Here is an 18,353-nt window from a genome sequence, read left to right as displayed (position 1 = left end):
ACCGTTCGTCCGCAGACGCTCCGGTGTCGCGTTGCTGGCAACTCGGTGAACCCCGCGTCAAGAAGTTGCACTCCGTGCATCGGTGCACGTAGTGTACCCACGTGTCCACCACCGCCCCCGCCGAGGATCGACGCGCCGCCCTGCGTGCGCGCCACCATCGCGCGATCCTCGACGCCGCCCGCGTCATGATCGCGGAGCAGGGGATCGCGGGCTTCAACGTCGACGTCATCGCCGAGCGCGCCGACGTCTCGCGGCGGACGGTGTTCAACCACTTCTCCTCCGTCGACGACCTCGTCACGACCTCCTGCACCGAGGAGCTGGCCGTCGTCATCGAGAGCTTCCGCGCCGCCGTCAACGCGCGCCCGGCCGGCCCGGGGTCGCGGGCCTCGATGTTCGAGGATGTCGCCGCGGCCCTCCGCACGACGGACATCCCCCGCGTCATCGCCTTCCTCTGGAACGCGCTCGGCGGCTTCGCCCCGGAGGACTCGCGGCCGCAGCAGCTCTTCCAGGCCACGTTCTCCCGCACCACCCAGGAGCTCGCCCACGAACTGGCCGAGCGCAACACCGACGTCGACGAACTCGAGGCCGGCTTCCTCGTGTCCTCCCTCATGCACGGTGTCGAAGTGCTCGCGCACCACTGGATCGCGAGCACCGGCGCCACCACGGACGATGATGCCCGTGCGCTCTGGACCACCCTGCTGGAACGGCTCATCGCGAGCGTCCGCACGGGCTACGGCTCCACGCACTGATCCCATCCGCTCCGTCCCCGCACACGTCACCAGCACCACCTCCCGAAGAATCGAGACTCCCTTGGCTGAACTGCTGTATCGCCTCGGACGCTTCTCCGCGCGCCGCGCGTGGGCCGTCCTCATCTCCTGGATCGTGATCCTCGGCATCTCGGTCGGCGCGTTCCTCGCGTTCGGCGGGACGCTGTCGAGCGCCGTGACCATCCCCGGTACCCCGACGGCGAAGGTCACCGACCAGCTCGAGGAGTCGTTCCCGAGCGCCTCCGGCGGCACCGGCGCGATGGTCTTCCACACCAAGGACGGCGACGCCTTCACGGACTCGCAGAAGACCGCGATCGGTGAGCTGCTCGACGAGACCGCCGACCTCACGGGCGTCGACTCCACGGTCAACCCCTTCGAGACCCAGGAGACGATCGCCGACCAGGCGAAGCAGATCTCCGACGGCAAGGCGCAGGTCGACGCCGGTCGCACGCAACTGACCGACGGACAGGCGCAGCTCGACGCCGGCCAGCAGCAGCTGACCGCCGCGCAGACCCAGCTGAGCGCCGCGCTCGCCCAGGCACAGCAGGCGGCCGGCGGCACGCTCCCCGCCGCCGCACAGGCCCAGTTCGACACCCAGCAGGCGGCGATCACCCAGCAGCAGGCCGCGCTCGACGCCCAGCAGACCACGATCACCGACAACCTCGCGACCATCGACGAGCAGAGCACGAAGCTCGAACTCTCCTCGCAGCTGCTCGACCTCTCCTCCGGCATCCGCACCGTGTCGACCGACGACACGACCGCGGTCGCGAACGTCGTCTTCGAGCAGCGTCAGCAGGAGGTCACGCCCGAGACGAAGCAGTCGGTCATCGACCAGGTCTCCGAGGACGTCCCCGCGGGCGTCGAGGTCGAGTTCTCCAACGAACTCGCGCAGAGCCTCCCGCAGCTGTTCGGCGTCGGCGAGGCCATCGGCCTGATCATCGCCGCGATCACCCTCCTCGTCATGCTCGGCACCGTCATCGCCGCATCGCTCCCGCTCGTCTCGGCGATCGTCGGCGTCGGCGTGGGTGTCACCGCCTCGCTCGCGATGTCCGGTGTCGTCGACATGCTCTCCATCACCCCGGTGCTCGGGGTCATGCTCGGGCTCGCGGTAGGCATCGACTACTCGCTGTTCATCCTCAACAGGCACCGGAAGCAGCTGCTCGACGGCGTCGACCTCCACGAGTCCATCGGGCTCGCGAACGGCACCTCGGGCAACGCGGTCGTGTTCGCCGGCTCCACGGTGCTCGTCGCGCTCCTCGCGCTCAACGTCACCGGCATCCCGTTCCTCGGCATGATGGGCACCGTCGGCGCGATCTGCGTGGCCGTCGCCATCCTCCTCGCCGTCACCCTCACGCCGGCGCTGCTGTCGCTGCTCGGCCTGCGGATCCTCAGCCGCAAGGCCCGCGCCTCCATCGGCACCCCGCGCCCCGACGCCGTCCCCACCAAGCCGATGGGCACGATCCGCGCGATCGGCACCCTCGTGGCCGGGCTCGTCGTCCTCGGTGTCGTCGCCCTGCCGGCCCTCGACATGCGGCTCGGCCTCCCCGACGGCAGCTCAGAGGCCGTCGACTCGACGCAGTACAAGTCCTACACGCTCATCGAGGACAAGTTCGGTGCCGGCGTCAACGGCCCGCTGCTCGTCGTCGCGACCCTCCCGGACGCCGCGACCGACGACGAGGTGCTCGAGGAGCAGGTGCGCATCGGTCAGAAGATCGCCGACGTGCAGGACGTCAAGGCCGTCGCCCCCGTCGGCGCCTCGGACGACAACACCGTCCTCGCGTTCCAGGTGATCCCCGAGGAAGGCCCGAACGCGGTCTCCACGGAGCAGCTCGTCCGCGACCTCCGCGACCTGTCGCCGCTGTCCGGCGACGTCGACCTCGGTGTGGCCGGCAGTGCGAGCGGCAACATCGACGTCTCGAAGCAGCTGTCCGACGCCCTGCCGCTCTACCTCGCACTCGTGGTCGGGCTGTCGCTCATCATCATGATCCTGGTGTTCCGCTCGATCCTCGTGCCCGTCACCGCGACGCTCGGCTTCATGCTGTCGCTCGCCGCGACCTTCGGCGGCATCACGGCGATCTTCCAGTGGGGTTGGCTCGGCCCGGTGTTCGGCGTCCACGACCCGGGGCCCATCCTGAGCTTCCTGCCGACGATCCTCATCGGCATCCTGTTCGGCCTCGCGATGGACTACCAGCTGTTCCTCGTGTCGGGCATGCGTGAGGCGTACGCCCACGGTGCTCCGGCCCGACTCGCGGTGCGCCGCGGTCTCCACGCCGGTCGCACGGTCGTCGTGGCCGCAGCGATCATCATGATCTCCGTCTTCGGCGGGTTCATCTTCTCCCACTCGGCGATGATCCGGTCGATCGGCTTCGGTCTCGCGTTCGGTGTGCTCGTCGACGCGTTCGTCGTCCGCATGCTGCTCATCCCGGCGATCATGCACCTTCTCGGGACGAGCGCCTGGTGGATCCCGAAGTGGCTCGACCGCATCCTGCCGAACGTCGACGTGGAGGGCGCCGCGCTCGAACGCAGCCACCCCCACAACACCGGTTCGGTCGAGACGGTGCCGCAGCAGGACAGCCCGCGGAGTGCGGTCGACGGCGCGGAGACGGCGGCGCTCGGTGCCGGCGTGACCGCGGCGACCGCCGCCCACGTGGCCTCGCCCTCGAGCGAGCTGACCCGCCGGGAGGCGGCTGCGGCCGCCGACCGGACGCACCCGGCGCACGTGCTCACGACGGACCCCGACCCGGGCGAGCAGCAGGTCTCCCGGGTGGAGCCCGGCCTCGACGTCATCGTGCACCCGGCTTCGGCGGGCGTGCAGCGGGTCGCCGTCGGTGCCTATGTGATCGCGGTCGACGCCGACAACGGGACGGCCGTCGTCGAGCCGCCCGCCGGTGGTGTCGTCATCGTCCGGGCACCGAGGTAGCGTCTCGCCAGGCTCGGTGACCGGTGTCTCCGGTCACCGAGCCTGTATCTCCAACGCGCGACGCCGGTTGTCGCCGTCGAACGCACGCTCGGCGACGACCGCGGCCTCAGGCGAGATGCCGTAACCGATCGCGACCGTCCGCCAGTCCATCGTGCGCTCCGCTGTGTCGCGGATGATCGAAGCGGCGGCCGTCGCCGAGAGGCGGAACGCGTCGTGCACCGCGCAGAGTTCGCGGATGTCACGACCGTATCGTTCGCCTCCTTCGGTGATGGGAGTGGCTTCCACCCGGTCGGGGCGCTTGTTCGGTTCCAGGTCGAAGACGGGTGACAGCTTCCAGCCGGTGTGTTGCCGGAGGAATCCGTGGTTCCGGAAATGGTCGTCCACGTTGCCGATGAGCAGGCTGAGCGCGACTCGTCGGAACAGCTCGGCGAGATCCACTCGCGGGGTCGGACTGGCGAACGCGACTGCCTCGGCCAGGTGGACGTACGACAGGGGCTGGTTCTCCGGTTTCGTCGTGAGCGAGTGAGCACTGAGATACCCGATGCGCTGCTCGCCGATGCGGTCGAATCGTTTGGTGAGCAGGATCGACCGGCCCTCGGCGATCCGTTCCAGCTCGAAGTCCGGTATCTCGACACCCGCCTGACGCGCGAGCGCGAGTGCGGTCGCCTCCCAGGCCATCGGGTCGGAGTATTCGGTGTCGCGAGCGAACTTCGCCATCCAGAGTGCGTCGTCATGACGGACGACCGCCTTCGGTCGCGCTCCTCCGGCACTGGTCCCTGCCTCGATCAGCACCGCGAGCTCATCGTCGGACTCGGTGCCCGTCTCGAATGCCCGTGCTGCTGCGAGGATCCGGGGCAGGTCATGGACCTGAGCTACGGGATGGGTGCGTCGCCCGAGGAACGTGCCTTCCACCGCGAAACGTAAGGCGCCCTGACGGGTCTCGTCGTTCACGTGCAGCAGGTAGTCCAGACCGCTTCGCGCCTGCGTTCCGGCGCGGATGATCCGACGCCCCCAGCTGTCGGGCATGGCGTCGCCGAGTGCGCCGAGCGCTTCGCGGCCGGACCATGCGCGGAGCGGACCAGCACTTCGGGGCATGTCGGGCGACAGGTCGTAGCCGCGTGGATCGAGGAGGAACGAGTCCGCGTATCGGAAGACGATGCCCGGCGCGGCCGACCCCGGGTGCCCGTCGGTCGCCACCCGGCCGGCCGGGACTTCGACTCCGTCTGGCAGGACGATGCTCACGTTCGCCTCGACCAGGTGGTCGGGCGCCAGGTCGACGGTCATCGTTGATCGTCTGCGGGCGTCGGTGCAGGGATCCGGACGCGCTCGACGCCAGCTCGAGCGAAGTTCCGCGAGCCGAAATCGCTCGCCAGAGGATCTGATGCGTCGACGACCTGGGACAGGATCCCGACAGCTCGGAGTGCTGCGAACAGGTTCTCGGAGGAGGTCGACCGTCCGTTCTCGATGGCGCGCAGCGTGTCCCGCGAGATGCCGGCGCGCTCAGCGACGATGTCCGCCGTCAGGCCGACGATCTTGCGCCAGGCTCGGACGTTCGATCCGAGACGGACCATCTCGCGGCTCAGACCCGGACCGGCGGCCATGATGGCACCTTCTCGATAATGGCGATCATGTTCGTCATTATACGCGTTAATGACGGAAATGCTCTCCATACGGGGAGGCGGCCGGTGGTCGCCTCCCCGTTACGGCTGCAGGCGGTCGACGATCCAGCCGCCGTCGGCCGCGAGGTAGCGGAGTCGCCGGTGCATGCGGTCGCGGCTGGCGTGCCAGAACTCGACCATGTCGGGGACGAGCCGGTAGCCGACCCAGGTGGCCGGCCGCGGCACATCGTCACCCGAACGCTCGAGCAGCTCGTTCGCGCGGGCGATGAGCGTGTCGAGCGTCTCCTCCGGGCCGTCGGCGAACGGCGTCGACTGGTGCGCGACCGCCGTGGCGGCCCGGGACTTCGGCGAGCGGTCGGCGAACAGCGCGTCGGACTCCTCGTCGCTCAACCGTTCGACCCGGCCCTCGAAGCGGAGCTGCTGCATCGTCTCGCGCCAGTACACCTGCAGGGCGGCGCTCGGGTTCTCCGTCAACTGCCCGCCCTTGCGGCTCTCGGTCGAGGTGCCGAACACCAGGCCGCGACCGTCGATCGTCTTCACGTCCACGGTCCGGGCGCTGACCACGCCGACGGCGGTGGCGGTGGCGAGGGTCATCGAGCGGGGCTCGCTCACCTCGCGCTCCACGGCTGCGGCCAACCACGCCTGGGCGAGCGGCATCGGCTCGGTCGGCGGGGTCTCGAACTCGGGCAGGTGCAGGGAGTCGTCTCCGGAGAGGGGTTCAGCGCTCATGGCGCGAGCCTACCCGCGGAGCCCGTGGCCCGGAGCCTTGGGTGCCCGGCACAGTCCCCGCCCGAAGCGTGGTGCACCGACACATGGTGTGTGCTCCGGCTGCGGGTTAGCCTCGGAACCGATCACGAGGAGAGTGGGCACCACATGCCGTACACCGACACCGACGACGTCTCGATCCACTACGAGGTCGAGGGCGACCCCGCCGACCCGGTGATCGTGCTCATCGCCGGTGGCGGCGCGCAGATGATCGCGTGGCGCCCCGAACTCCGCGCGATGCTCGTGGACGAGGGGTTCCGGGTGGTGTGGTTCGACAACCGCGACGTCGGCTTCTCCCAGCGCTTCGGCGGCGAGCACGACGTCGACGGCGGGTACTCGCTCGGCGACATGGGTGACGACGTCCTCCGCGTGCTCGACCACCTGGGGGTCGCAGCGGCCCACCTCGTCGGCCACTCGATGGGCGGGATGATGGCGCAGATGGTCGCCCTCGAGCACCCTGAGCGTGTGCTGAGCCTCGGCCTGCTGTCGACGATCCCCGGCCAGGACCCGCGCTACATCCTGCACGGCGAGCGGCCGGAGCTGCTCGTCGAGCCCGTGCGGACCAGCCGCGAGGAGTCCGTCGCCGTCATGGCCGAGCTGGCCGCGCCCGTCCCCGGCGCCCGGTACCAGCCGGACACCGAATGGGAAGTGTGGGCGACGGGCGAGGCGTACGACCGCGGCTACGCGCCCGAGGGCTACAGCCGGCAGTGGGCGGCCCTCCGCCGCGCGCCCGAGCGACTCGACCGGTTGCGCGAGGTCACCGTGCCCACCCTCGTACTCCACGGACGCGAGGACGACGTGCTGCACTGGAGCTCGGCCGTGGACATCGCCGAGGCCATGCCGGCGGCCGAACTCCACGTCCTGCCCGACATGGGGCACCTCATCCCCGCGGAGCTGTGGCCGACGCTCGTCGCCGGCATCGTGCGCGTGGCCAGGCACGCGGAGCAGCTGCGCTGAGGGTGGCGTGGTCCCTGCGCCTGTCGAAGGGCGGGGACCGGGGCTGCCCTTCGACAAGCTCAGGGATCGGCGTCGGGAGTTCAGGGAACGGGGTTCTCTACGGCATGCCGATGAGGCGAACGCGACAGGCGAGTTCGGCTGCGAAGCGCACGTCGGGATCTGCGAGGTCGAGCTCGAGCGACTGCTCGATGCGGCGGATCCGATAGTTCACCGCGTTCGGGTGGAGGTTCAGTTCCGCCCCGGCGCGCACGAGCGAGTTCCGGTGGCTGAGGTAGGCGAGGAGCGTGCGGACCGCGATCGCCGCGCGCTCCGGCCCGAGGTCGTCGAGCGGCGACAGGATGTCGTCGAGCAGCGTGCGACTGAGCGGTGAGGCGTAGAAGTCGAGGAGCACCCGGCGCAGCCCGGTGACGTCGGTCGCCTCCATCGTGCCGAACCGCCCACCCGCGATCGCCGCCTCCGCCGCGACCCTGGCCTCCGTCGCCGACTGCCGCAGCCCGGCGGCCCCGCTCTGCGGCGTGCCGAGGCCGACGGTGAACGTCCACTCGGGCCCGGCGACCGACGACGCGTGCGCGACGATGCGCTCCATGACGTCGCGGAGGCGCCGCTGGTGGTCCGGCGCCCCGAGCTCCTCCGAGGCGATGACGACGATCTCGTCGCGGCGCATCGCCAGGTGCCACTGCTCGTCGCGTTGGTCGACGAGCTGCAGCGCGAACAGTTCGACGGAGGGGGCGAGCACCGTCGGCGCCCGTCGGTCCGGGTCGCTCACGTGCTTCGGGGTCAACCAGGCGACCGCATGCGACAGCTGCAGGGGGAGGCCGGCCCGCACGGCGTCCATCGCGAAGCCGTCGATGCGGGAGGACTCCGCGAAGATCAACTCGATGATGAGTTCCGCCCGGGACCGCACGGAGCCGAAGCGACCGTGGAGTTCGCGCTGCAGCGCCCGCGACAGCACCGAGGCGATGACGGGGAGCGCGATGGCGGCGGCGGGGTCGTCGCGTTCGGCGTGCACCCGGCCGATGGGGATCTCGCCGATGCACACGGCGTCGGGTTCGAGCCAGCTCGCGCCGGCGTCCTCGACGAGGGTGACGGGGACGCCGAGCGTGGTGCTCGCGACCTCGAGGATCGCCTCCCGGACGCCGACGCCGGAGGCCTGTTCCGTCTCGGCCGCCGAAGCCGCGATGACGCGCTGGATCGCGAACTCCGCCCGCGACATCGCCTCCTCGGCCCCGCCGCGGATGGTGCGGTCCATGAGCACGGCGAGATCGGAGGCGATGCCCTGACTCATGATCACGGGGAGGCCGCCACGGCCCGCGAGCGCGCGCGAGGTCTCGGCGATGGGGAACTCACCGACGAACAGGATCGCCGCACATCCCGCCGCGATGGCCCGGCGGATGGCGATGTCCACCTGGTACGGCCGGGGGACGGCGCCGTCGGGGGTGGTGACGACGGCGATGGCGTGCTCGGTGGCGTCGTTGAGCTCGTCGAGGGCGAGGATCTCGACGCCGGTGACGAGGACGTCGGCCGGGGAACCGGCGACGCAGCGAGCGCCGAGATGTTCGGCTTGGAGGATGACGTCGGCGACGGTGACTTGGGCCATGAGCACATTCTGCCCCGATTGTGTGGGCTGCGGGAACATTGTCGTGATTCCGACCCCTGCCTACGCTCGGTACATGTCAACGAACCACCCCGCCGCGCGGTCCGCGGCGTCGGCCACCCCGGTCACGAGCATCACCCTGGCCGACGTGCCCGCCCTCGCGGCCGGTTGCGCCGTCTTCGGCACCGGCGGCGGCGGCGCGGTGCAGACCCCGCAGCTCGGCGTCGAGATCGCACTCGAGCAGTACGGCCCGGTGCCGGTCAAACAGGTCGCCGACCTCGACGAGCACGACGTCGTCGTCGCGATGTCCGGCATCGGCGCCCCTTCGGTGGGCTTCGAGATGCTCGCGGCGACCGGCCAGGCCGAGATCATCGTCGAGGAGATCCAGCGGCTCACCGGCAAGCGCATCACGACGATCATGGCGACGGAGATCGGCGGCAGCAACGGCGTCGGTCCGGTCGGGTGGGCGGCGAGCCTCGGCCTGAGCATCCTCGACGCCGACGGCATGGGCCGCGCCTTCCCCGAGGCGCCGATGACGGCGATGAACGTCGCGAACCTCCCGCCCGGGTACGCCGTGTTGAGCGACGTGATCGGCAACGTCTCGATCCTGCGGCCCGTCAGCCTGTCGTGGCTCGAGCGTCACGCCCGTGCCCTCACCGTCGCGAGCGGTGCCATCTCGATCGGCGCGAACTACGTCATGGACCGCGACACCGTCCGCGGCGCCGTCATCGAGGGCAGCGTGAGTCGGGCCGTGCAGGTCGGGCGACGGCTGCTCACCGCCACCGACCCGGTCGAGGCGCTCACCGACGAACTCGGGGCCGCGCTCATCACGGGCGGCAAGGTCGTCGACATCGAACGCCGGACCGAGGGTGGCTTCACCCGCGGTTCCGTGACGGTCGAGGGCATCGGCGAGCACCGCGGTCGCCTCACGCGGGTGGAGATCCAGAACGAGAACCTCGTGGTCATGGAGGACGGCGCGGTCATCGTGAGCGTGCCCGACCTCGTGACCATCGTCGACTCGGAGACGGGCGACGCGATCTCCACCGAGATGCTGCGCTTCGGCCAGCGGGTGAGCGTGCTCGCCTGGGCGTGCGACCCGCTGTGGCGGACGCCGCGCGGACTCGAACTCGCCGGCCCGCGGGCGTTCGGCTACGACCTCGACTACGAACCGTTCGGCACGACGAGTGCGGCCGAGACCCTGGGAGCGACCCGATGAACGCCGGCACCAGCACCGTCACGGACACCTCGGGCGAACTCGCCATCGGCATCGACGTCGGTGGGACCAACACCGACGCCGTCGCGCTCGCGGGCAACGGCGAGGTCGTCTCGTGGACGAAGCAGCCGACCACGCGCGACGTCACCGGCGGCATCCGCGCGGCGCTCGCCGACGTCCTCGAGCAACTGGGCGACGCCCGTTGCCTCGTGACGCGCGTCATGCTCGGCACCACCCACGCGACGAACGCGATCGTCAACCGCCGTGACCTCGGTCGGGTCGTCGTCATCCGGCTCGGTTCGCCCGCCGCCACCTCGCTCCCGCCCCTCGCCGGGTGGCCGCGGGAGCTGCGCGACGTTGTCCTCGCCGGCAGCGTGCTCGCGGGCGGCGGCCACCTCGTCGACGGCTACCCGATCGCACCGCTCGACCGCGACCTCATCCGGCGCGAGCTCGACGCCCTCGCCGGCACCTTCGACGCGGTCGCCGTCTGCGGCATCTTCAGCCCGTCGTTCCCCGAGCAGGAGCTCGAGGTCGAGGCGCTCGTCCAGGACCACGTCGGAGTCGACGTCCCGGTGTCGCTCAGCCACGAGATCGGCGCCCTCGGACTCCTGGAACGGGAGAACGCGACCGTCCTGAACGCCGCCCTCTACGCCGTCGCCCGCGACGTCACGGCCGCCCTCACCACGGTCGTCGCCGAGGAGCAGCTCGACGCGACCACCTACTTCGCCCAGAACGACGGCACGCTCATGGCCGTCGAGTACGCGGCGCGCTACCCGGTCCTGACGATCGGCTCGGGACCCGCGAACTCGATCCGCGGCGCCGCGTTCCTCTCCGGTGCCGACAACGCGATCATCATCGACGTCGGTGGCACCACGAGCGACCTCGGCGTGCTCGTCGACCGCTTCCCGCGCGAGTCGACCCTGCCGCGTGAGGTCGGCGGCGTGCGCACGAACTTCCGCATGCCCGACATCCTGAGCGTCGGCCTCGGCGGTGGCACGATCGTCGACACCGCGACGGGCGTCCCGCGGCACGACTCGGTCGGCTACCGGCTCACCGAGGAGGCGCTGCTGTTCGGCGGCTCCACCCCGACGCTCACCGACGCCGCATCGCTCCAGTTCGGCATCGCCGACCGGGAGCTGCCGCCGCTCGACCGCGCGACCCGCCAGGCGCTCGAACACGCCCTCGGGGTCGCCCACGAACGCATCGAGTCCGCCGTGGAACGCATGTCGCTCGGCCGCACGGGCCTCCCGCTCGTCGTGGTCGGCGGCGGCGGGTTCCTCGTGCCGGACTCGGTCCTCGGAGCGAGCGAGGTGCTCCGCCCCGCGCGAGGCAACGTCGCCAACGCGGTCGGCGCGGCCATCGCGCTCGCCGGCGGGCGTTCCGATCAGCTCTGCGACTTCGCCGACCGCGCAGCCGCCATCGAGGAGGCAGGACGCTCCGCGATCGAGAAGGCGATCCAGGCCGGCGCAGACCCGCGCACGGTCGAGGTCGTCGACGTGCTCGAGACCCCCGTCTCGTACGCGACCCGTCCCACCCTCAAGGTCTCCGTGAAGGCGGCGGGTCCGCTCGCCAGGATCGGGACCGCCACGAGACAGCCCGTCTGACGGGCAGCACCAGCCGATTCCCCGCACCACCGCACCGGGCACCACGCATCACAGCCATTCCAGCACGGCACCTCACCCCATCTGATCCGGCCACCCGCGCACCACGGCCACCCGAGTACGAAGGATCCAGCATGAACAGCAAGCAGAAAGCCGCGGCGGCCCTCGCCACCGCGGCGCTCACCGCGGTGGCCCTCACCGCGTGTACCTCCTCGCAATCCTCGGATTCCTCCGGCGAGTACGTCTCCGGCGGCACCTTCGTCACCGCGATGAGCGGCGACCCCGGCAGCCTCGTCCCCATGACGGGGATCAGCCTCGAGGCCCGCGAGATCATCAGCTTCCACTACGAGTCGCTCGTGTACGTCGACGCCGACGGCGAGCTCGTCCCGTGGCTGGCCGAGAGCTGGGAGGAGGACGCCACCTCCATCACGTACACGCTGAAGGACGGCATCACCTGCGCCGACGGCACCCCGTTCACCGCTGAGACGGCCGCCGCGAACATCACCTACAACGCCGACCCGGCCAACGCGACCTTCTACTACGGTGCGCAGGTCTCCGAGCGCATGACCGCGACCGCCGACGGCAACCAGCTCACCGTCACGAGCACGACGCCCGACCCGTTCATCCTCGCCAACACCGGCACCGTCGAGATGGTCTGCCAGGCCGGTCTCGACGACCCGGACTCGCTCGTCGAGACGATGAACGGCACCGGCCTCTTCGCGCTGGACAAGGCGACGCCCGGCTCCAGCTACACCTTCACGAAGCGTGACGACTACACCTGGGGTCCAGGGGACGTCACGAGCGACACCAAGGGCCTGCCGGACACCTTCGAGGTCCGCGTCGTCACCGACCCCGGGACCGCCGCGAACCTGCTGCTCTCCGGCGACGTGAACGCCGCGAGCATCGGCGGAGCCGACCAGGACCGCGTCGAGGCCGCCGGTCTCGCCAGCGAGGGTGTGCGCAACCCGATCGGCGAGATGCTTTTCAACGAGCGCCCCGAGCGCCCCACCTCCGACCCGCTCGTCCGTGAGGCCCTCGTCACCGCGATCGACCGCGAGCAGGTCGGCGAGGTCGTCACCGACGGCACCGCCGAGGAGTCGAAGTCGCTCGTCGTGAAGAGCCCGTACCTCTGCGTCGCCGACGGCCCGCAGTGGACGCTCCCCGAGACCGACGTCGAGAAGTCCGGCGAGCTGCTCGACGAGGCCGGCTGGACGCTCGGCTCCGACGGCAAGCGTTCGAAGGACGGCGAGCCCCTGACGATCAAGTTCATCTACGACGCGGCGACCCCGAGCCACGCGGCAGCGGCCGAGCTCGTGCAGCAGACCTGGGACGAGCTGGGCGTCACGACGGAGCTCTCGGGCAACGACGCGAACGCCTGGTCCGAGCAGCTGTTCTCGACCTTCGACTGGGACACCGGCTTCGTCCAGATCGCCCCGGGCGGACCGGTCATCGTGAACACCTTCTTCGGTGGCGAGACCCCGGACAAGGGTGGCAACAACTTCATGTTCGTCGACAACCCCGAGTACGACGCCCTCGCCGAGCAGGCGAAGACGGCCAGCCCTGAGGAGACCTGCGACCTGTGGCAGCAGGCCGAGGCGAAGCTCATCGAGCGGACGGACGTGTTCCCCATCGCCGACGCGCAGGACTTCCTGTACCTGAACGGCGCCGAGGTCGAGCGTCCGAACTTCATCCGCCCGACGAGCATCCGGATGGTCGGCTGATCATGGCGATCCCCTCGACCGTGACCACCGGACAGGCCACCGACCCGGCCACGGGCCCCGGCGGCCCGGCGGTCGCGCGTCGAGGGGGTCGTGGTGTCCTCGGCGGACTCTCGCCGCGGACGTCCTTCATCCTCCGACGGCTGGGTCGGGTGCTCGTCTCCCTCGCTATCGTCATCGTCGCGACGTTCCTCATCGTGCAGCTCGTCCCGGGCGACCCGGTGCGGGCGGCACTCGGGAACAGCGCGACCCCCGAGCTCGTGGAGCGCACCAGGGCCGACCTCGGCCTGAACGTGCCCGTCCCGGAGCAGTTCGTCAACCACGTCAGCGGTCTGTTCCGCGGCGACTTCGGCACGGCGATCGGTTCGCAGCGGCCGGTCGCCGACACGATCGCGCAACGCTTCCCGGTCACCCTCACCCTCGCGGTCGCGTCCTTCCTCCTCGCGGCGATCGGCGCGTTCCCCATCGGTGTCGCCACCGCGGTGTCCTCGCGCACCGGCCGTCGCCGCCTCGCCGACCTCGGGGTCTCCGGGCTCCTCGGGGTCCTCATCGCGATCCCGAGCCTGCTGCTCGCCGTCGGCCTCATCGCCGTGTTCAGCATCGGCCTGAAGGTCCTCCCGGCGGCCGGTTGGGGCTCGTTCGACCAGGCGATCCTGCCGGTGGTCGCGCTCGCCGTCGGCCCCATGGCCTACCTGGCACGCATCGTGCACGTCGAGATGCTCGCCGTCCTCGAGATGCCGTACATGACGACGGCCCGCAGCAAACGACTGCCGACCCACCTGGTCTACCTGCGGCACGCGCTGCCGAACATGGTGACGTCGACGCTCACGATCGGCGGCATCATCCTCACGGGCATGGTCGCCGGCACCGTGCTCATCGAGACGGTGTTCGCCATCCCCGGTCTCGGCACGAGCATCGTGTCGTCGATCACCTCGAAGGACTACCCGATGATCCAGGGCATCGTGCTCGTGTACGCGATGCTCGTCCTCGGCCTCAACCTCCTCATCGACGTCGCACTCGCGACGATCGATCCGCGCTCGTCGATCACGGAGGGCTGAGCCCATGAGCACACCCACCCGCACCCGTCGCTCGCCGCTGCTCGACCGCCTCCGCACCCCGCGCGGGCTGACCGGCGCCGTCGGCGCGCTCCTCATCATCGTCGTCGCGGTCGTCGCCCCGAGCGTGTGGGGGACGGCGGCCGACACGACCTCCGTCGCCGACCGCCTCGCCAGCGCGAGCCTCGCCCACCCCTTCGGCACCGACGAACTCGGCCGCGACGTCTTCGCACGGGTCATGGTCGCGACGCGGGTGTCCGTGCTCCTGACGCTCGGCGCGACGGCGATCTCCGTCGTCGGCGGCGTGCTGCTCGGCGCCGTGGCCACGGTGCTGCCGCGGCCGCTGCGTCGCCTCGTCACGGCGCTCATCGACATCCTCCTGTCGTTCCCGTGGCTGCTCATGGCGCTGTTCTTCTCCGTCATCTGGGGCGCCAGCGCGACCGGGGCGATGCTCGCCGTCGGCTTCGCGGGCGTCCCGACCTTCGCGCGCCTCACCTACACGCTCGCCTCCTCGCTCATCGGACGCGACTACGTCAAGGCCGCCCGCATCGCCGGCGTCGGCCAGGCCGAGGTGCTCGTCCGCCACGTGATGCCGAACATGCTGCCGCCGATGCTCGTGAACGCGGCCGTCTCGGCGTCCGGCACCCTCCTCGCCTTCGCCGGGCTGTCCTTCCTCGGCCTCGGTGTCCAGGCCCCCGAGTACGACTGGGGTCGCCTGCTCGGTCTCGGCATCGCCCGCATCTACGGCAACCCGATGGCCGCGATCGGCCCCGGCATCGCGCTCGTCGTGTGCGGCGTCATCTTCACCCAGCTCGGCGAGCTCTGGAACGAGTCGTCGAAGCGGTTGCTCGGCCTGCCGGCTCCAGCCAGACGACGCGGCTCGCGCGCGGCGACCGAGGCCGCCACGGCCGCCGTCCCCACCGAGGAGGCGCCCGTCGTCGAGGTGCGCGACCTCCGCGTGGCGTTCCCCGACCGCGACGGTCGACTCGTCGAGCGCGTCCACGGGATCAGCCTCACGATCATGCCCGGCGAGGTCGTCGGCGTCGTCGGGGAGTCCGGGTCCGGCAAGTCGGTGAGCGCGATGGCGATCGCCGCCCTGCTCGGACCGGACTCGTCGGTGCAGGCCTCCGAGCTGACGTTCCGCGGGATCGACATGACCGCGCCGCTCACCGCGGGCGAACGGAGCCGCCTGGGTCTCGAACTCGCGATGGTCTTCCAGGACCCGCTCACCTCGCTGAACCCCTCGCTCACCATCGGCAAGCAGCTCCGCGAGACCGTCGAGGTCCACGAGGGCCTGTCGACGGCCGAGGCGACGAAGCGGGCCGAGGCCGCGCTCGAGTCGGTGCGCATCCCGCTCCCCGCGAAACGGCTCAAGCAGTTCCCGCACGAACTGTCCGGCGGCATGCGCCAGCGGGCCATGATCGGGATGGGCCTGATGGGCCGCCCCAAGCTGCTCATCGCCGACGAGCCCACGACCGCGCTCGACGTGACCGTGCAGCGGCAGGTCCTGCGGGTGCTCCACGAGGCGCAGGTGCAGACCGGCGCCGCGATCCTGCTCATCTCGCACGACATCGCCCTCGTGAGCGGCTTCTGCGACCGCATCCTCGTCATGAAGGACGGCCGCATCGTCGAATCCCTCGACGCCGACCGCCTCCACGAGGCCCGTCACCCGTACACCCAGGGGCTCATCGCCTGCGTGCCGGACATGACCTCGGACCGCACCATGCCGCTCCCGGTCATCGGCGCGATGGACGAAGACGACCTCCTGGTCCCTGCCCTTCGACAGGCTCAGGAACCGCTTGTCGAAGGGCCCGATCTGCTCGTCGACGGGCCGGACGACCAGCCCGTCATCACCACCGAAGGACAGCGCGCATGACCGGTCTCGAGTTCTCCGGCCTCACCGTCCGCTACGGCCACGGCGCCGCAGCACACACGGCCGTCGACGGCTTCGACCTCACCGTCCGCCCCGGCACCTCCCACGGACTCGTCGGGGAGTCGGGCTCCGGGAAGTCGACCGTCGCGGCCGCGGCCGTCGGACTCGTCCTCCCGACGGCGGGCAGCATCCGCCTGAACGGTGCCGACATCGTCGGACGCTCCGCCGCCGCCCGCAGGGCCAGACGCCGCGTGCAGCTCGTCTTCCAGGACCCGTACTCCGCACTCGACCCGCGCATGCCGATCGGCCTGTCGATCGCCGAGGGCTCCCGCGCCACCGGGCGCTCGTGGAGTCGCGCGGAGCAGCGGTCACGCGTCGGCGAGCTCCTCGAACGCGTGCAGATCGACCCGGACCGCGCCTCGGAGCTGCCGTCCGCCTTCTCCGGCGGTCAGCGGCAGCGCATCACGATCGCCCGGGCGCTCGCCGCCGAACCGGAGGTGCTCATCGCGGACGAGATCACCTCGGCGCTCGACGTCTCGGTGCAGGGCGTCGTCCTCAACCTGCTGCGCGAGCTGCAGCGCGAACTCGACCTCACGGTGCTGTTCATCTCGCACAACCTCGCCGTCGTCAACTACATGTGCGACTCGGTGAGTGTCATGCAGGCCGGCCGGGTGGTGGAGGCGGGCCCCACCTCGACGGTCCTCGCCGCTCCCGAGGACGCCTACACCCGCGAGCTCCTGGCCTCCGTGCCCGTGATGGGCCGCCGCATGACCTGGGACGAGGAGGAGCGGCCCAGCCGGTAGGCCGGACCGCTCCTGTCGTCGGCTCTCCCGTCAGCCCCGCTGCTTACGCGGCAGGGTCTCCGGGAGGAACGCGATGCCGACGATGCCGATCGCACTGAGCACGAGCAGGTACGCGGCCACGAGCCACGGGGCTCCGCCGCTCGCGGCGACGAGGGCCGTGGCGACGAGGGGGACGGTCCCGCCGACGAGCGCCGCCGGGATCTCGCGGGAGAGCGCGATGCCGCTCCACCGCATCGACGTCGGGAAGATCTCCGCGAGCAGGGCTCCGGAGGTGCCGATCGTGGAGCCCTGGATGACCGCGAGGCCGAGGATCAGGCCGAGCGCGACGACGACCGACTGCTCCGTGTTGTAGAGCAGGAACATCGGGAACGCGTACAGGACCCCGAAGATCGCGGCGCCCATGAGGACCGGCTTCCGGCCGATGCGGTCGGCGAGACGGCCGAAGAGCAGCGCCGTCGGGATGGTGAGGACCTCGGCGACGATGAGGCCGATGAGCGCCTCCGTCGGGTTCACCGTCAGGGTGCCCGTGACGTACGACAGCGAGAACACCTGCACCACGTAGACCCACGGCAGCGCGAACGCGAACAGCGCCATCCCGCAGATGATCACGCGCCAGTGCGAACGGATCGCGCCGACGAGCGGTGCGGAGCTGGTCGAACCGCGCTCCTCGGCGCTCTCGAAGGCCTTCGTCTCCTTCACCCGCAGGCGGAAATAGAGCGCGAAGGCGACGATGACGACGCTCGCGAGGAACGGGATGCGCCAGCCCCAGCTCTGGAACTGCTCGGTCGGCAGCGCGCTCACCACGGCGAACACGGTCGTCGCGAGGGCCATGCCGACGTAGACGGAGGCGCCGGGGAAGGACGCGGCGAACGCGCGGTGCTTCACGTCGGCGGACTCGCTCGCCATCGTGATCGCGCCGGCGAACTCGGCACCCGATCCCATGCCCTGGAAGATCCGCAGGACGATGAGGAGGATCGGCGCCCAGACACCGATGGTCTCAGCGGTGGGCAGCAGCCCGATGAACGTGGTCGCGACGCCCATGAAGAGCAGCGTGATGAGGAGCGTGGGTTTGCGACCGAGCTTGTCGCCGTAGTGGGCGAAGATGAGCCCGCCGATGGGGCGTGCACCGAAGCCGACCGCGAAGCCGGCGAACGCGCCGAGGAGCCCGGCGAGGTCGCCGGCGCCCGGGAAGAACAGCGGGGCGAAGACGAGCGCCGACGCGAGGCCGTAGAGGGTGAAGTCGTACCACTCGATGACCGTGCCGACGGAGCTGGCGAGGATGGCCCGCCGGCGTTGCACCCGGGAGTCGAGCCCGTCGCGATCGATGTCGCTCTGTCCTCGGACGGTGTCCGTTCCGCGGGGTTCGCTTCCGCGCGCGCTGTCGATGGCCATGGCACTCCTTCGTGTTGGGCGCACCGGGACGGCCCGGACGCCTGAAGAGGCTACCGGCTGCCACGAGGACCGCCCA

At 70.8% G+C, this 18,353-nt stretch carries 14 protein-coding genes; 9 read left to right on the top strand and 5 right to left on the bottom strand.

Going from position 1 to position 18,353, the window contains the following annotated elements; all coding sequences use genetic code 11:
- The first annotated feature begins 101 nt into the window (after positions 1–101).
- Both ASE44_RS10615 and ASE44_RS10610 read left to right on the top strand, forming a co-directional pair.
- Complete coding sequence (locus ASE44_RS10615) at positions 102–749, top strand: TetR/AcrR family transcriptional regulator (RefSeq protein WP_056009323.1); 648 nt, start codon at positions 102–104, stop codon at positions 747–749.
- Between the two features lie 61 nt (positions 750–810).
- Positions 811–3,687, top strand: a complete 2,877-nt coding sequence (locus ASE44_RS10610; RefSeq protein WP_082455956.1) for an MMPL family transporter — start codon at positions 811–813, stop codon at positions 3,685–3,687.
- A 33-nt stretch (positions 3,688–3,720) separates the two neighbouring features.
- On the opposite strand, the gene ASE44_RS10605 is transcribed toward ASE44_RS10610, so the two are convergent.
- From ASE44_RS10605 to ASE44_RS10595, 3 genes are all read right to left on the bottom strand, one after another.
- Positions 3,721–4,971 carry a type II toxin-antitoxin system HipA family toxin gene (locus tag ASE44_RS10605; protein ID WP_056779578.1) on the bottom strand — a complete coding sequence of 417 codons (1,251 nt, stop codon included), beginning with the start codon at positions 4,969–4,971 and terminating at the stop codon, positions 3,721–3,723.
- On the bottom strand, positions 4,968–5,288 hold the full coding sequence (locus ASE44_RS10600) for a helix-turn-helix domain-containing protein (protein WP_056779574.1): 321 nt from the start codon (positions 5,286–5,288) through the stop codon (positions 4,968–4,970). The genes ASE44_RS10605 and ASE44_RS10600 overlap by 4 nt, the downstream gene beginning before the upstream one ends.
- 99 nt (positions 5,289–5,387) lie before the next feature.
- Positions 5,388–6,035 (bottom strand): pyridoxal 5'-phosphate synthase, encoded by a 648-nt coding sequence (locus tag ASE44_RS10595; protein WP_056779572.1) that lies wholly within the window; start codon positions 6,033–6,035, stop codon positions 5,388–5,390.
- Between the two features lie 144 nt (positions 6,036–6,179).
- Between ASE44_RS10595 and ASE44_RS10590 the strand changes: the two genes are divergently transcribed.
- Complete coding sequence (locus ASE44_RS10590; protein WP_056779570.1) at positions 6,180–7,028, top strand: alpha/beta fold hydrolase; 849 nt, start codon at positions 6,180–6,182, stop codon at positions 7,026–7,028.
- A 97-nt stretch (positions 7,029–7,125) separates the two neighbouring features.
- Here ASE44_RS10590 and ASE44_RS10585 read toward each other — a convergent pair whose 3' ends face one another.
- Positions 7,126–8,625, bottom strand: a complete 1,500-nt coding sequence (locus tag ASE44_RS10585; RefSeq protein WP_056779568.1) for a CdaR family transcriptional regulator — start codon at positions 8,623–8,625, stop codon at positions 7,126–7,128.
- A 73-nt stretch (positions 8,626–8,698) separates the two neighbouring features.
- Here ASE44_RS10585 and ASE44_RS10580 point away from each other — a divergent pair, with 73 nt between their 5' ends.
- From ASE44_RS10580 to ASE44_RS10555, 6 genes are all read left to right on the top strand, one after another.
- The gene (locus ASE44_RS10580) at positions 8,699–9,838 is read left to right on the top strand and encodes a DUF917 domain-containing protein (RefSeq protein WP_056009312.1); all 1,140 of its coding nucleotides are present in this window, start codon (positions 8,699–8,701) and stop codon (positions 9,836–9,838) included.
- Entirely contained in the window at positions 9,835–11,439 is a 1,605-nt protein-coding gene (locus ASE44_RS10575; protein ID WP_056779566.1) for a hydantoinase/oxoprolinase N-terminal domain-containing protein, read from the top strand. Before ASE44_RS10580 ends, ASE44_RS10575 begins: the two co-directional genes overlap by 4 nt.
- A gap of 131 nt (positions 11,440–11,570) precedes the next feature.
- On the top strand, positions 11,571–13,157 hold the full coding sequence (locus tag ASE44_RS10570; protein ID WP_056009308.1) for an ABC transporter substrate-binding protein: 1,587 nt from the start codon (positions 11,571–11,573) through the stop codon (positions 13,155–13,157).
- A 2-nt stretch (positions 13,158–13,159) separates the two neighbouring features.
- The gene (locus tag ASE44_RS10565; protein WP_082455955.1) at positions 13,160–14,212 is read left to right on the top strand and encodes an ABC transporter permease; all 1,053 of its coding nucleotides are present in this window, start codon (positions 13,160–13,162) and stop codon (positions 14,210–14,212) included.
- Positions 14,213–14,216: 4 nt separating this feature from the next.
- Positions 14,217–16,085, top strand: coding sequence for a dipeptide/oligopeptide/nickel ABC transporter permease/ATP-binding protein (locus ASE44_RS10560; protein ID WP_056779564.1), 1,869 nt, complete (start codon positions 14,217–14,219; stop codon positions 16,083–16,085).
- Positions 16,082–16,885 carry an ABC transporter ATP-binding protein gene (locus ASE44_RS10555; protein ID WP_056779561.1) on the top strand — a complete coding sequence of 268 codons (804 nt, stop codon included), beginning with the start codon at positions 16,082–16,084 and terminating at the stop codon, positions 16,883–16,885. Before ASE44_RS10560 ends, ASE44_RS10555 begins: the two co-directional genes overlap by 4 nt.
- Positions 16,886–16,915: 30 nt before the next feature.
- Here ASE44_RS10555 and ASE44_RS10550 read toward each other — a convergent pair whose 3' ends face one another.
- Positions 16,916–18,277: an MFS transporter gene (locus ASE44_RS10550; protein ID WP_082455954.1), complete on the bottom strand. Its 1,362-nt coding sequence runs from the start codon at positions 18,275–18,277 to the stop codon at positions 16,916–16,918.
- Positions 18,278–18,353: the final 76 nt, after the last annotated feature.

It is taken from the genome of Plantibacter sp. Leaf1 (genome assembly GCF_001421315.1).
In the GTDB taxonomy this organism is placed as follows: Bacteria; Actinomycetota; Actinomycetes; order Actinomycetales; family Microbacteriaceae; genus Plantibacter.
Note: the sequence above shows the minus strand (reverse complement) of the source record. Positions and strands in the feature narration are given on the sequence as shown.

What these genes read in the sequence shown, in the direction of transcription:
- ASE44_RS10605 (WP_056779578.1), bottom strand. Translation starts at nt 4,971, where the DNA reads ATGACCGTCGACCTGGCGCCCGACCACCTGGTCGAGGCGAACGTGAGC.
- ASE44_RS10600 (WP_056779574.1), bottom strand. Translation starts at nt 5,288, where the DNA reads ATGGCCGCCGGTCCGGGTCTGAGCCGCGAGATGGTCCGTCTCGGATCG.
- ASE44_RS10595 (WP_056779572.1), bottom strand. Translation starts at nt 6,035, where the DNA reads ATGAGCGCTGAACCCCTCTCCGGAGACGACTCCCTGCACCTGCCCGAG.
- ASE44_RS10590 (WP_056779570.1), top strand. Translation starts at nt 6,180, where the DNA reads ATGCCGTACACCGACACCGACGACGTCTCGATCCACTACGAGGTCGAG.
- ASE44_RS10585 (WP_056779568.1), bottom strand. Translation starts at nt 8,625, where the DNA reads ATGGCCCAAGTCACCGTCGCCGACGTCATCCTCCAAGCCGAACATCTC.
- ASE44_RS10580 (WP_056009312.1), top strand. Translation starts at nt 8,699, where the DNA reads ATGTCAACGAACCACCCCGCCGCGCGGTCCGCGGCGTCGGCCACCCCG.
- ASE44_RS10575 (WP_056779566.1), top strand. Translation starts at nt 9,835, where the DNA reads ATGAACGCCGGCACCAGCACCGTCACGGACACCTCGGGCGAACTCGCC.
- ASE44_RS10570 (WP_056009308.1), top strand. Translation starts at nt 11,571, where the DNA reads ATGAACAGCAAGCAGAAAGCCGCGGCGGCCCTCGCCACCGCGGCGCTC.
- ASE44_RS10565 (WP_082455955.1), top strand. Translation starts at nt 13,160, where the DNA reads ATGGCGATCCCCTCGACCGTGACCACCGGACAGGCCACCGACCCGGCC.
- ASE44_RS10560 (WP_056779564.1), top strand. Translation starts at nt 14,217, where the DNA reads ATGAGCACACCCACCCGCACCCGTCGCTCGCCGCTGCTCGACCGCCTC.
- ASE44_RS10555 (WP_056779561.1), top strand. Translation starts at nt 16,082, where the DNA reads ATGACCGGTCTCGAGTTCTCCGGCCTCACCGTCCGCTACGGCCACGGC.
- ASE44_RS10550 (WP_082455954.1), bottom strand. Translation starts at nt 18,277, where the DNA reads ATGGCCATCGACAGCGCGCGCGGAAGCGAACCCCGCGGAACGGACACC.